14 protein-coding genes are annotated in these 12,721 nt (G+C 72.4%); 9 read left to right on the top strand and 5 right to left on the bottom strand.

Annotated elements, in window-relative coordinates; genetic code table 11:
- The first annotated feature begins 82 nt into the window (after nt 1-82).
- From OG521_12855 to OG521_12830, 6 genes are all read left to right on the top strand, one after another.
- Nucleotides 83-1,033, top strand: a complete 951-nt coding sequence (locus OG521_12855) for a LysR family transcriptional regulator (protein ID WUW21629.1) — start codon at nt 83-85, stop codon at nt 1,031-1,033.
- 90 nt (nt 1,034-1,123) lie between these two features.
- Nucleotides 1,124-2,137 carry an NAD-dependent epimerase/dehydratase family protein gene (locus OG521_12850; GenBank protein WUW21628.1) on the top strand — a complete coding sequence of 338 codons (1,014 nt, stop codon included), beginning with the start codon at nt 1,124-1,126 and terminating at the stop codon, nt 2,135-2,137.
- 128 nt (nt 2,138-2,265) lie between these two features.
- Nucleotides 2,266-3,585 (top strand): choice-of-anchor A family protein, encoded by a 1,320-nt coding sequence (locus OG521_12845; protein ID WUW21627.1) that lies wholly within the window; start codon nt 2,266-2,268, stop codon nt 3,583-3,585.
- Between the two features lie 9 nt (nt 3,586-3,594).
- Nucleotides 3,595-3,951: a DUF952 domain-containing protein gene (locus OG521_12840; GenBank protein WUW21626.1), complete on the top strand. Its 357-nt coding sequence runs from the start codon at nt 3,595-3,597 to the stop codon at nt 3,949-3,951.
- Nucleotides 3,948-4,880, top strand: coding sequence for an SDR family oxidoreductase (locus tag OG521_12835; GenBank protein WUW21625.1), 933 nt, complete (start codon nt 3,948-3,950; stop codon nt 4,878-4,880). The genes OG521_12840 and OG521_12835 overlap by 4 nt, the downstream gene beginning before the upstream one ends.
- Nucleotides 4,881-4,922: 42 nt before the next feature.
- Entirely contained in the window at nt 4,923-5,501 is a 579-nt protein-coding gene (locus OG521_12830) for an amino acid transporter (GenBank protein ID WUW21624.1), read from the top strand.
- Between the two features lie 58 nt (nt 5,502-5,559).
- Here OG521_12830 and OG521_12825 read toward each other — a convergent pair whose 3' ends face one another.
- Nucleotides 5,560-6,180 carry a TetR/AcrR family transcriptional regulator gene (locus OG521_12825; GenBank protein ID WUW21623.1) on the bottom strand — a complete coding sequence of 207 codons (621 nt, stop codon included), beginning with the start codon at nt 6,178-6,180 and terminating at the stop codon, nt 5,560-5,562.
- Between the two features lie 101 nt (nt 6,181-6,281).
- Here OG521_12825 and OG521_12820 point away from each other — a divergent pair, with 101 nt between their 5' ends.
- Nucleotides 6,282-7,751, top strand: a complete 1,470-nt coding sequence (locus OG521_12820) for an MFS transporter (protein ID WUW21622.1) — start codon at nt 6,282-6,284, stop codon at nt 7,749-7,751.
- 77 nt (nt 7,752-7,828) lie between these two features.
- Here OG521_12820 and OG521_12815 read toward each other — a convergent pair whose 3' ends face one another.
- Entirely contained in the window at nt 7,829-9,004 is a 1,176-nt protein-coding gene (locus OG521_12815) for a beta-lactamase family protein (protein ID WUW21621.1), read from the bottom strand.
- A 265-nt stretch (nt 9,005-9,269) separates the two neighbouring features.
- On the opposite strand from OG521_12815, the gene OG521_12810 reads away from it, so the two are divergent.
- Nucleotides 9,270-10,076: an alpha/beta hydrolase gene (locus OG521_12810; protein ID WUW21620.1), complete on the top strand. Its 807-nt coding sequence runs from the start codon at nt 9,270-9,272 to the stop codon at nt 10,074-10,076.
- A gap of 58 nt (nt 10,077-10,134) precedes the next feature.
- Here OG521_12810 and OG521_12805 read toward each other — a convergent pair whose 3' ends face one another.
- Nucleotides 10,135-10,629 carry an NUDIX domain-containing protein gene (locus OG521_12805; protein WUW21619.1) on the bottom strand — a complete coding sequence of 165 codons (495 nt, stop codon included), beginning with the start codon at nt 10,627-10,629 and terminating at the stop codon, nt 10,135-10,137.
- Nucleotides 10,630-10,957: 328 nt separating this feature from the next.
- Nucleotides 10,958-11,353, bottom strand: a complete 396-nt coding sequence (gene sodN, locus OG521_12800; protein ID WUW21618.1) for a superoxide dismutase, Ni — start codon at nt 11,351-11,353, stop codon at nt 10,958-10,960.
- A gap of 181 nt (nt 11,354-11,534) precedes the next feature.
- Between sodN and sodX the strand changes: the two genes are divergently transcribed.
- On the top strand, nt 11,535-11,993 hold the full coding sequence (gene sodX / locus OG521_12795) for a nickel-type superoxide dismutase maturation protease (GenBank protein WUW21617.1): 459 nt from the start codon (nt 11,535-11,537) through the stop codon (nt 11,991-11,993).
- Here sodX and OG521_12790 read toward each other — a convergent pair.
- The gene (locus OG521_12790) at nt 11,897-12,526 is read right to left on the bottom strand and encodes a CGNR zinc finger domain-containing protein (protein ID WUW21616.1); all 630 of its coding nucleotides are present in this window, start codon (nt 12,524-12,526) and stop codon (nt 11,897-11,899) included. The genes sodX and OG521_12790 overlap by 97 nt on opposite strands.
- Nucleotides 12,527-12,721: the final 195 nt, after the last annotated feature.

Raw genomic sequence — 12,721 nt, 5'->3', positions numbered from 1 at the left:
ACCAACAGTCGCGGAATTAACGGGATTTGATGGGGTTGCGGCGTCTGGTGCGGCACGGCCGCGCCGCCCTACCCTCGGCAGCATGGAGCTTGAGGTGAGGCACCTCAGGGCGCTGTGCGCCATCGCCGACACCGGGAGCCTGCACCGGGCGGCCCGCAGACTGGGCGTCAGCCAGCCCTCGCTCACCACTCAGCTGCGCCGGATCGAGAACGCGCTGGGCGCCGAACTGTTCAGCCGCGGACGCACCGGCTGCCGGCCCACCCTGCTGGGCCGCGCCGTCCTCAGCCGGGCCCGTCCCCTCGTCGACGGCATGAGCGCACTGGTCACCGACGCACGGGCGGAGGCGGACGCCGCCCGGGCCGGCGGACCGCGGCTGCGGATCGGCTGCACCGCGAGCAGGGTGATCGGCGACTGGCTGCGCGGACTGCGGCTCCGGCTGCCCGGCACGGACATCTCGCTGCGGGTCGACGTCTCCGCCCACGCGCTGCTGCGCGCGGTCGGGGAGGGCCGGCTCGACGTGGCCTTCGTCCACGAGGTGGAGGGCTGCCCGCTGTCCGTTCCGGACGGCCTGGATCAGCGGGTGCTGGTGGACCGCGAACCGCAGTTCATCTCCATGGCCCGCGACCACCCGGCGGCCTCGCTGTCCGTCGTCGACCTCGCCGACCTGGCCGCCGACCGGTGGATGGTCGACCCCACGGTGGACGGCGAATGGGACGGCCTGCGACGGGTGTTCGGTGCGGCCGGCGTCGCGCCGACCGTGCTGCACGGCGACTACCTCACCGCCGCCTCGCTCGTCGTCCTCGGTGAGGCGGTGGCGCCGTGCCAGCCCACCTCGGGCCCGCGCGACGACATGGCGATCCGCCCGCTGCGCGACGACCCGCTCGCCGTGCGCCTGCTGCTGGTCTCCCGGCCGGGCGCCGACATGACGGCGGTGTACGGCGAACTGGAGACCGCCTACCGGAAAGCGGCCCGGCGGGCGGCCGGGTATCACCAGTGGCTGCTGCGCAACCGCAGCCCGCTCGCCCTCTCCTGAGCGTTCCGGCACCTCATGGGCCCCGGCGGGTGATTCAGCCGAGAGCGAGGTCCGGTCCGGAGCGGGCCGCGGCCGGGCAGGGTCGGGGACATGAGGCTTCTGATACTGGGTGGTACGGAGTTCGTCGGCAGAGCCGTTACCGAGTCCGCGCTCGCACGCGGCTGGGAGGTCACGGTGTTCCACCGCGGCCGCCACGCACCCCCGCCGGGCGTGGCCGAACTGCTCGGCGACCGTACCGAGGAGGGCGGTCTGGCCGCGCTCGCCGCCGTCGCACCGCCCGGGGACGGCACGCACACGTGGGACGTGGTCGTCGACACCTGGAGCGGTGCGCCCTCGGCCGTACGGGACGCGGCGCGGCTGCTGTCGGGCCGGGCCGCACGTTATGTGTACGTCTCCAGCCGGTCCGTGTACGACTACCCGGCACCGGCCGGCCTGGACGAGGACGGCCCGCTGGTGGAGGGCGCCTCGCCGGACGCCGGTGACGACGTCCCGTACGCCCTGGCCAAGCGCGGCGGCGAACTGGCCGTGCTGGACGCCTTCGGCGACCGGGCCGTCCTGGCCCGCGCGGGGCTGGTCATCGGCCCCTGGGAGAACGTCGGCAGGCTGCCGTGGTGGCTGACACGGATCGCCCGCGGCGGCCCCGTGCTCGCGCCCGGGAGGCCGGATGCCGCCCTGCAGTACATCGACGCGCGCGACCTCGCCGCATGGATGCTGGACGCCGCGGAAGCGGGACTGCACGGCCCGTACAACCTGGTCAGCCGCCCCGGGCACACCACGATGGGCGAGCTGCTGAACGCGTGCGTGCGCGCCACCGGTTCCGATGCCGAGCTGCGCTGGACCGACAGCGGCCGGATCCTGGCGGCGGGCGTCGAGCCCTGGACCGACCTGCCGGTCTGGCTGCCGCCGGGGGAGCTGTACGACACCCTCCACCAGGGCGATGTCGGCCGTGCCCATGCCGCGGGGCTGCGCTGCCGGCCGGTCGAGGAGACGGTCGCGGACACCTGGGCGTGGCTGTGCGACATCGGCGGTACGGCACCGCAGCGCGCCGACCGTCCGCCGACCGGCCTCGACCCGGCGACCGAGGCGAAGCTGCTGGCGGGCTGACGGCACTCGGCGTACGTGGGCCGCCGCCCGGCGTGGCATGCCCGATGAATCCGCAGTAAAGCTTCATATTGCGCTGTATGGGAACAAAAAAGCGCAGAAGCGGCAGAAACCACCGCGTGGCGGTGACGGTGGCAGCAGCGGCAGTCATGGTGGGGGCGTTCGCTCCCACCGCTGCCGCCGACCCGCTGCCCGGCGGACTCGGTCCCTGCCTGGGGGACGACTGCCCTCCCGTCTGGCCGGATCCGAACAGTGACCCCGTCGTGTACCACGACAGCAACATCAACATCTTCGTCGGCGGCGACTTCCTGGTCAGGGAAGCCGCGGCGGAGGCCGAGGGCAAGGTCGTCGGCCTCGGCCGGTTCGACATGAACAAGCGGGCAGGGGTCTCGCAGATCTACAACGTCGGTGTCGCCGGCGGGGGATCCCGGGTGCCGCCGCCCAACGACTCGGACTACCTGACGGTGGGCGGCGACCTGACCGTCGTCAGCGGGCAGCGCCTCCTCGCGGAGGAGGGGCCGAACCACGGCGTGGTGCGCTACGCCCAGGGACTCAGCGGCACGGTGAGCCCCACCACCGTCCACGACCCCGACGCCACCGATCCGTACAGCGCGCTGCGCGACGAGCTGACGGCGGCCAGCCACTGCTACGCGTACGACGACAACGAGGACCACAGGCGCCCGGCGAACGGCACGGTGCGGACGGACGGTTCGGAGACCTCCTTCACCGGCGACGGCACCTCCGCCCTCCAGGTCTTCGCGGTCGACGCCGATCTGACCACGGCGGCGGGCGGCCAGGGGGGCATCACCTTCAGTGACATCCCGGACGGCGCGACCGTGCTGGTCAACGTCTACGGCACCACCCGCAACATCAGCACCTACATGGGCTCGCTCCCGCAGTCGGGGCTCCGCGAGCACCTGCTGTGGAACTTCCCGGACGCGACCGCGATCGGGCTGAAGGGCACCGGACAGTTCCAGGGCAGCGTGCTGATCGGCCAGCAGTCCAGTCTGGCGACCGTCGCGATCAGCGGCACCAACGGCCGCTTCTACAGCGCCGGTTCGCTGACCCACACGTCGGAGGGGGAGTCGGGCGGCCAGGAGCTGCACGCCTACCCGTTCGAGGGTGATCTGCCGGACTGCGGAGAGGATCCGTCGCCGTCACCGACCCCGACCGACTCCCCGACGCCCACACCGACCCCGACCCCGACGGACTCGCCCACACCCACGCCCACTCCGACCGACACCCCGGGACCGTCCCCCTCGGAGTCGACGCCGGGTCCGCAGCCGACCCCGACGCACAGCTGGTCCCACCGGCCGCCCCACCCCGGGGGAGAACTCCCGGACACCGGTGCGCGCGGCGGTGAATGGGTGATCGGCGGAATCGCCGCGGCCCTGCTGGTCGCCGGATCGGCGGCCACGCTGGTGGCCCGGAGGTCGCGCCGGCGCGGCTAGTTTTGGCCCATGGCCGAACTGCTGCACCTCACCGAAGGCCCTCTGTGGGAGGCGGCCCGCGGGATCGGGACGTACGAGATGTCCACCCGCGGCCGCACCCTGCACGAAGAGGGCTTCATCCACTGCTCGCTGCCGCACCAGCTCGCCGCTGTGGCCGAGATGCTGTACGGCGCCGGAAGCCGGGCCGGAGCCGGTGACCAGGACCTCGTGGTCCTCGTCATCGACACCGAACGGCTGCCGGCGCCCGTGCGGTACGAGCCGGCCGCACCCGGCGGCGAGGAGTTCCCGCACATCTACGGACCGCTGCCGGTCGAGGCGGTCGTGGAGGTGCGCCCCTGGCCACGCAAGGAAGGCAACCCGGCATGAACCCCACTGACCGCACACAGGATTCCGGCGCTGTCACGCACGGTCCCCTCACCGCCGTCACCGGCGCGAGCGGAGCGCTCGGCGGCCGGGTCGCGCAGCGGCTGACCCGGGCCGGCGTCCCCGTACGGCTCCTCGGCCGCGACCCGTCCCGGCTGCCCGAACTGCCCGGCGCCGACACCGCGCCACCCGCGCCCTACGGGGACGGGGAGGCCATGCGCCGGGCCCTGGCCGGGGCGCACACGCTGTTCCTGGTGTCGGCGCACGAGAGCCCGGACCGGGTGCGCGAGCACATGACGGCGGTGGACGCGGCCGTCGCGGCGGGTGTCGAACGGATCGTGTACGTCTCCTTTCTGGGCGCCGCGCCCGACGCGACGTTCACCTTCGCCCGGGACCACTGGGACACCGAGGCGCACATCCGCGCCTCCGGTGTCCGGCACACCTTCCTGCGCGACAGCTGGTACCTGGCCGGCCTCCCGGCGATGACCGGCACCGACGGCGTGCTGCGCGGACCGGGCGGCGAGGGCAGGGTCGCGGCGGTCTCCCACGAGGACATCGCCGACTCCGCGACCGCGGTCCTGCTGGCCGGCACCGACCCCGCCGGCCCGTCCCACGACGGGGAGACGTACGACCTGACAGGTCCCGAGGCGTTCACCCTCGCCGAGGCGGCCGATGAGCTGAGCCGGGTCACCGGACGGGCCGTCACCTATGTCCCGGAGACCCGTGAGGAGGCCTACGCCTCGCGGTCCCGCTACGGAGCTCCGGACTGGGAGCTGGCCGGCTGGGTGACGTCGTACGAGGCCATCGCGGCCGGGGAGATGGCCACGGTCTCGGACGCCGTGCCGAGGCTCACCGGCAGGCCCGCGACGAGCCTGGCCACGTACCTGCGGGAACACCCGAACAGCTACCGCCACCTCCTCACCCCGGGCTGACGGCCGGTGCGCACGGAAACCCCCTGGGGGCCCTGGGACCCGATGCCGCTCACGGACGCCGTACGGCTGCTCGCCCCGCTGCGCACCCCGTGGTGGATCGCGGGCGGGTACGCGGTCGAACTGGCCGTGGGCCGCGCCTACCGGGACCACGGCGACGTCGACGTACTCCTGCTGCGCCGCGACCAGTCGGCCGTCCAGCGCGTCCTGCCGGACTGGCAGTGGTGGGCCGCCGACCCGCCGGGCACGCTGCGGCCCTGGCTCCCGGGCGAGACGCTGCCGCCGCAGGTCCACGACATCTGGTGCCGGCCGGGTCCGGACGAGCCGTGGCGGGTGCAGTTCATGCTCGACGACACGGAGGACGGCGACTGGGTGTTCCGCCGCGACCCGCGGATCCGGCTCCCGCTGGACCGGCTCGGCAGGGTGTCGGACGACGGTGTCCCCTACCTCGCGCCCGAGGTCCAGCTCCTCTACAAGTCGCGGTCCCGGCGGCCCAAGGACGAGCAGGACTTCGAGGCCGTACTGCCCGTACTCGGCGACGACCGGCGCGCCTGGCTGACCGAGACGATCACGCTGGCCGAGGGCGCCGGCCACCCGTGGGCGGCCCGGCTGCGGGCGGTCTGACCGCGGGCGGCATGGCCGCGGATCGCGTACGCGCGGCGGTCCGAAGACTTCGCCCGGGTCACCTCACGTACGTACCGGCCTTCGCCGCCACGACCGCCGCCTCGGCCGCGCGGTCGGCGGCCGCCTCGTCGAGCGGGTCGCCGCTGGCCAGCAGGCGGTAGTAGAGGGGGGCCGAGACGGCGCGGATCACCTCGTCCGGATCGGTGCCCGCGGGGAGTTCGCCGCGTTCGACGGCCTCGGTGACACAGCCCGACCACTCCTCGATGCGGACCGCGTAGAACCGGTGCAGGGCCTGTGCCGTGCGCGGGTCGCAGGTGGCCGCCGCGATCACGGACCGGAACAGGGCGCCCTGGCGGGGATCGGTCAGCGTGCGGAGCACGAGCCGGGCGTTGGCCCTGAGGTCCTCGGCCAGAGAGCCGGTCCGGGTGCGCGGCGAGGACTGCTCGGCCATGTCGTCGAGCAGGTCCGCGATCAGACCGGTGGTGGTGGACCAGCGCCGGTAGACGGTCGTCTTGCCGACCTCCGCGCGGCGCGCGACATCGGCGAGGTCGAGCCGGTCGAAGCCCTGCTCGGCCAGCGCGTCACCGGCCGCGCGCAGGACGGACTCGCGGACCCGGGCGGTGCGCCCGCCGGGCCGGACCGTGCCGGGTTCCATGATCTCCGAGCTCTCCGACGTCATAACGGGTCTCCAGTTCCATTAATGGCAGTTCCTCTGCTACGGTCATCCCATCTTAACGGAACCGCAGAACCGTTAAAACTCCCGTCCGAGGAAGGGCGACCATGTCCGCACCCAGCCAGACCCCGTCACGCACCACCACAGCCAAGGCCGCGGCCCCGCCGGCCGCCCCCCGGATGACCGGACGGCAGAAGCTCGTCCTCGCCCTCCTCCTCGGCGCCCAGTTCATGATCGCCGTGGACTTCTCGATCCTGAACGTCGCTCTGCCGGTCGTCGGCGAAGGCCTCGGCTTCTCCCTCCCGAACCTCCAGTGGATCGCCACCTCCTTCGCCCTGGCCGCCGCCGGCTTCACGCTCCTGTTCGGCCGCATCGCCGACCTCGTCGGCCGCAAGCGCCTCTTCGTGGGCGGCATGGTCGTCCTCGGCCTCTCCTCGGCGCTCGGCGGCCTCGCGACCTCCCCCGAGGTCCTGCTCACCGCACGGGTCCTCCAGGGTCTCGCCACCGCGGCCGTCACCCCGGCCGGACTCGCCCTGCTGACCACGGCGTTCAAGGAGGGCCCGCTGCGCGAACGCGCCCTCGGCCTCAACGGGGCCCTGATGTCCGCCGGCTTCACCGCGGGCGCCATCCTCGGCGGCCTCCTCACCGATCTGCTCTCCTGGCGCTGGGCCTTCTTCGTCAACGTCCCCGTCGCCGCCCTCGTCGTAGCCCTCGCCCCGTCCGTCATCACCGACTCGCGCCCCGCCGCCCGCCCCCGCCTCGACGTCCCCGGCGCCGCGACCGTCACCGGCGGCCTGCTGCTCCTCGTCTACGGACTGACGCAGGCCGGTGCGACCGGCTGGACCACCCCCACCACCCTGGTCGCGCTGCTCGCCGGCGTCGCGCTGCTCATCGCCTTCTGGTTCGTCGAGAAGAAGGCGGCCGCCCCGCTCGTCCCCGTACGCATCCTCAAGCGCCGCAGCGTCATCTGGGGCAACGCCACCGGTCTGATCGCCTTCGTCACCGAGACCTCGCTGGTCTTCCTGCTGACGCTCTACCTCCAGGAGGTCCTCGGCTACTCGCCGCTGGCCACCGGTCTCGCGTTCGGTGTCCTGGGCATCGGCACCGTGATCGGCGGCACGCTCGGCGGCCGGGCCGTGGGCCGCTTCGGCAACCGGACGACCATCGTCGCCGGCGGCGTCGTCCAGGCGGTCGCCACGCTCTCGCTGGTGGCGCTCGGCACCTCCGGAGCCTGGATCTGGCTCCTGCTGGCGGCCACGTTCGTCGGGGGCGTCGGCAACATGCTGATGATCGTCGGCTTCATGGTCACCGCGACGTCCGGCCTCCCCGACGACGAACAGGGCCTGGCCACCGGCCTCGCCACGATGACCCAGCAGGTCGGCATCACCCTCGGCATCCCGGTCATGAGCGCGATCGCCACGGCCCGGATGTCCGCGCTCGGCGACCCGGGACCCGAGGGCGTCCTCTCCGGGGTCTCGGTCGCGATCCTGGCCAACTCCGCGCTGGTCCTGGCCGGCGCGCTGCTCGCCGGAGCGTTCCTGGCCCCGCGGCGCGCGAGGAGCGGCGCCCGGGTGTGACGGGGTGGAGCGAAGCCCGGCCGCGAGGAGCGGCCGGGCTTCGCTGCGTTTCGGCGGGACCGGCGGCTCTCCTGTGGCTAGCGGGAGTGCGCGGACGGCTTCGCGCAGAGCGCCGTACGGATGGCCCGCTGCATGTCGTCGCTCTGCGCGTCCGAACCACCCGGGTCGAGATTCACCATGACCGTCGCCTGCCTGCCGTCGACCGTGGCGCCGCTCGCCGTCTCGAATCCGAAGACGTCGCCGGTGTGTCCCCAGGCGAGGCCGCCGCAGGGCAGCCGCCTGCTCTCCAGGCCGAGGCCGTACGCCCGGCCCGGGTCGCCGGTCCGCCGGGTCGTCATCATCTCCCTGAGCTGTGCCGGGCGCAGCAGCCTGCCGCCCAGGAGCGCGTCCAGGAACGTGTTCACGTCGTCGCCGCTGGAGATCATCCCGCCCGCCGCACCCGCGACCGACGGGTTGAACGCGGTGAGGTCCACCAACGGGGCGTCCTCGCCCGGCCGGACGTAGCCGCGCGGATGCGGACCGGGGATCGCGGGGGAGTCACCCGGCGCGGAGGTCGCGGCCAGCCCGAGGGGGGCGATGATGCGCCGGTGGATCTCCTCGCCGTACGTACGGCCGGTCACTTTCTCGATGATCATCCCGGCCAGTAGGTAGTTCGTGTTGGAGTAGCGCCACTCCTTGCCCGGATCGAACTCGGAGGGGTGGGCGAGCGCGCCGTCGACCAGCTCGCGGGTGTCGCGGTGGGCCAGCGGATCCTCCAAAATCTCCTGCGGGTTGAGGTGTTCGAGGTAGTCGGGCAGCCCGCTGGTGTGCTGGAGCAGCTGACGGACGGTGATCACCCTCCCGTCGCTGCCGCCCTCCACGGCGTCCCCGTGGCCGCGGACGAGACCGGGCAGGTAGCGCTCGACCGGCGCGTCGAGGTCGACGCGGTGCTTTCCGGCCAGTTGGAGCATGACGGTCGCCACGAACGGCTTGGTCATGCTGCCGATCCTGAATCTGCTCCGGGGGTCGACCGGAGCCCGGCTCACGATGTCCGAGACACCGCTGGTCAGTACGGTGCTGCCGCGCCGGTTCCGTACGTCGACGAGCGCTCCGGGTCCGCCGTCGACCGTCGTCAACCGGTCCATGACCGTACGCAGTCGAGCGTCGTCGTGCGCGCCGGCGGCGACCGCGGAGGTGGCCGGCCCGGCCGCCGCGACAACGGCCGCCATCGTCAGGGTGAGTGCGCCGGCCAGTACGCGGGTGCGCTTGATCATGTGTGCCTCCTGGATCGTGAGGGGCGTGTGCGGCGGGAATCGCACCGGGCGGCCATCGCGGAAGCGGTGAACGCCTGTGCACGCAGCCCAGGATGTCGGTGAGGCGTGACCCCGTGCGATGGGGCGGTCATCCGGAAGAACACGGGGGATACCCCGACCCTCGCCCCTCCGCCCGTCTTCCCTTCATCGGCGTTCTGTCGGCGCCGTGTCGGGGGGCTGCCGGAGAGGTCGGCGCGGTGTCGGAGGGCCGGGGCAGGCTCGCACCATGACTGAACTTCTCGCAGTATCCGGTGACGGTCACCCCGTCACCGCCCTGGACGAGGGCACCGGGCCCACCCTGCTGGTGGTCCACCCGGGCGGCAGCGACGCCACGACATGGGCCGCCGTCGCGGGCCGCCTGACCGACGACTTCCGCGTCGTCAGGATCCACCGGCGGATCTACGCCCCCGGGGCGGACGTCGTGCTGCCCCATTCGATGGCCCTCGACGCGGCCGACATCGTCGCCGTACGGGAGCTCCTCGACTCCCCGGTGCTGCTCGTCGGACACTCCTCGGGCGCCGTAGCGGCGCTGGAGGCCGCACTGATCGCTCCGGACGCCTTCGCCGGCCTCCTCCTCTACGAACCCCCGATGCCCACCCGCGAGTTGCTCGCGGGGGAGGCCGGGGCACGCGCCCGGGCCGCCCTGGACGCGGGCGACCCCGTCGAGGCGATGCGGATCCACATGCGCGACATCGTCCGGATGCCCGCGAGCACGGTGGACGAGATGTTCGCCGATGTACGCGTGCAGGCGGCGTTCGCGGCCTACGCGCCGGCGCAGATCGCCGAGGACGAGGCACTCGACGCGCTCGGCGTCGGCATCGACCGGTTCGCGGCCCTCGGTACACCGACGACCCTGATCGAGGGCGACCTCAGCCCGGCCCACCTGCGCGAACGCGTCTCCGACCTGGCGGCGACCCTGCCCGACGCACACGTCGTCACACTCCCGGGCCAGGGACACATCGCCCACCTCACGGCTCCGGGCGCCCTGGCCGACGTCGTCAGGGAGACGGCGGAACGCGTGCTGCGCGGCTGAACCGGGCAAACCGCACCCGGGCACGTACACCTTTCCGACGAGTAGCGGCGAGCCTCTGTCACCAGCCGTGGAGGGAGACGTCCGGGCCGCCCCCGAGGTATCGGTGCAGGGCGTTTGAGGTGGCGTCCACGAAGTCCCCGGGGATGGAGTCGACGTTGATCCAGCGGACCTGGGAGTGCTTGTGAGGTTCGCGGTTCTCGGGTTCGCCGGTCCATTCGTGGGTGGCGAAGACGACCGTGAGGAAGCCATTGGGGGACTCAACGCCCCAGGCTCCGTGGATGATGTGGGCGAATGTGAGGGACCCGGGGTCCACCGTGAGGCCGGTCTCTTCATAGAGCTCGCGGACGGCCGTCTCGGTGATGGGCTCGCCCGGTTCGCTCTTGCCGACGGGGAGGTCCCACCTCCCCCGGGCGAACTTGGCGTTCTCGCCGCGCTGGAGGAGGACGACGCGGTTGGTGGTCTTGTCGTGGACGATGACGGCCGCGACCAGCAGCGTCATCGAGTCGAGTGCCGGCTTGAGGGCCGGGGTGCGGTCGTCGGTCTGCTGAGCCACGAGTTTCCCTTCGTCGGGCAGGCAGAGGCACGGTGGGGAGGAGCAGGGCGATGGCGAGCCATCGGCTCGCTGGAGGCGTGGATGAGTTCCCTGACAGCCTTGCGCAGTGCGGTGCCGACTCGGTGGCCGACGAGGTGACGGAGCGGCGTCTCACCCGGGGAAGGCCGCTCGTGGTGGTGGCGATGCTGCACATACGCGCACCTGTGGCCGGACGAAAAAGACCGCACCCGGTCCGCGATGGACGCCGTTCTCGGCGTCCGGCAGACCGGGTGCGGACAGGTAGCCGACATGACCAGCGCAAACGCAGGTCAGACGGCCCAACCGTGGATCAGGCCTTCTTGGTCTCCCAGAAGATCTTGTCGATCTCGGCGATCAGGTCGAGCGCCTTCTGGCCCGTGGCCGGGTCCGTGGAGCCCTTCGCGGCCGACAGCGCCTTGAGGGCGTCGTTGACCAGCTGGTGCAGCTCCGGGTACTTCTCGAAGTGCGGGGGCTTGAAGTAGTCGCTCCACAGCACCGAGACGTGGTGCTTGGCGAGCTCGGCGCGCTGCTCCTTGATGACCACCGCGCGAGCCCGGAAGTGCGGGTCCTCGTTGGCCTGGTACTTCTCCTGGACGGCCTTGACGGACTCCGCCTCGATGCGGGCCTGGGCCGGGTCGTACACGCCGCAGGGGAGGTCGCAGTGGGCGCTGACCTTCACCTTGGGGGCAAACAGGCGGGAAAGCATGGGGCTGTCCTTCCTCGTGATCGTCTTCTCAGGTGGGACATTACTCCGTGAGAAGCCCTAATTTGCGGGTGCCCCCATGGGCTTAGGCCAAAAGTCCAGGGTGACTATGGGACCAGTGGCCGAATGTACGGAACCCTGTTGGGGGACGGTGTACTGGACGGACCGGGGAGGTGCCGGAGAGATGCGGGAGGTGCCGGAGGTGCCGGAGCTGACCGATGAGCAGGCCGGACGGGGGCCGGCGGCGCGGCTGCCGTTCCAGGTGGTGGAGGTGACGGGTCCTTCCATGGTGCCCACGCTCCACCACGGGGACTGGCTGCTCGTGCAGTACGGGGCGCCGGTGCGCCCCGGTGACGTGGTGATCCTGCGGCATCCGTTCCAGCAGGACCTGCTGGTGGTCAAGCGGGCGGTGGAGCGGCGGGCCGGCGGCTGGTGGGTGCTGGGTGACAACAGCTTCGCGGGCGGGGACAGCACGGACTACGGGACCGTGCCCGAGGAGCTCGTGCTGGCCAGGGTCCGGGCCCGCTACCGGCCGCTGACGAAGGATCAGCGCTCGGTGCGCGGCGTCGTGGGCTGGGCGGTGTCCGCGCTGCGGCCGGTGTCGGCGGCGCGCTCCGTCTCCAGGCGCTTCCGGGCCCGGTAGGCGGCGACGTTGGCGCGGGTCGCGCAGCGGTCCGAGCAGTAGCGGCGGGAGCGGTTGGTCGAGGTGTCGAGGTAGGCGTTGCGGCACGGCGCCGCCTCGCACAGCCCGAGCCGGTCCACGCCGTACGACGTCAGGTGGAAGGCGAGGCCCATCGCGGCGATCGCGGTGTAGCCCGCCGTGGCGTTGGACGGGTGGTCGGCGAGATGCATGTGCCAGTCCGGCTTCCCGTCCGCGTCCCGGAAGTCGTGGCCGGAGATCTGCGGGCTGACCGGGAACTCCAGCAGCAGTGAGTTGAGCAGGTCGACCGCGAGCGTCTCGTCGCCGCCGTCGGCCGCCTCGAAGACCGCGCGCAGCCGGGCCCGTACGGAACGGAAGCGGGTCACGTCCGCGTCGGTGGCCCGCCGCGCGGCCTGTCCGTTGTCGCCGAAGAGCTCGCGCACCGCGTCGACCGAGGTGAGGGCGTCCTTGTTGCGGGCCGGCTCCTCGGTGTTGACCAGGCGCAGGGCGTAGTCCGAGTAATAGGCCAGTTCCACTTGTAGTCCTTACGGCGTCGGTCTAGAGTCGGTGCGACGGTGATGTAATGGGCTGTTGTGGCCCCAGGGTATTACATGTGTGGCGTGGAGGGTTTCGGGTGACGGAGACGGCGAAGGCGGCGCGAACGGTGGAGACAGGGGCGGGTGCGGGTACGGGTGCCGACTGGCAGGCCTGGCAGGAGAGCTGGGACCGGC

Source organism: Streptomyces sp. NBC_01463, from assembly GCA_036227345.1.
Lineage (GTDB): Bacteria > Actinomycetota > Actinomycetes > Streptomycetales > Streptomycetaceae > Streptomyces.
This window is presented reverse-complemented; position numbering and strand designations above follow the sequence as displayed.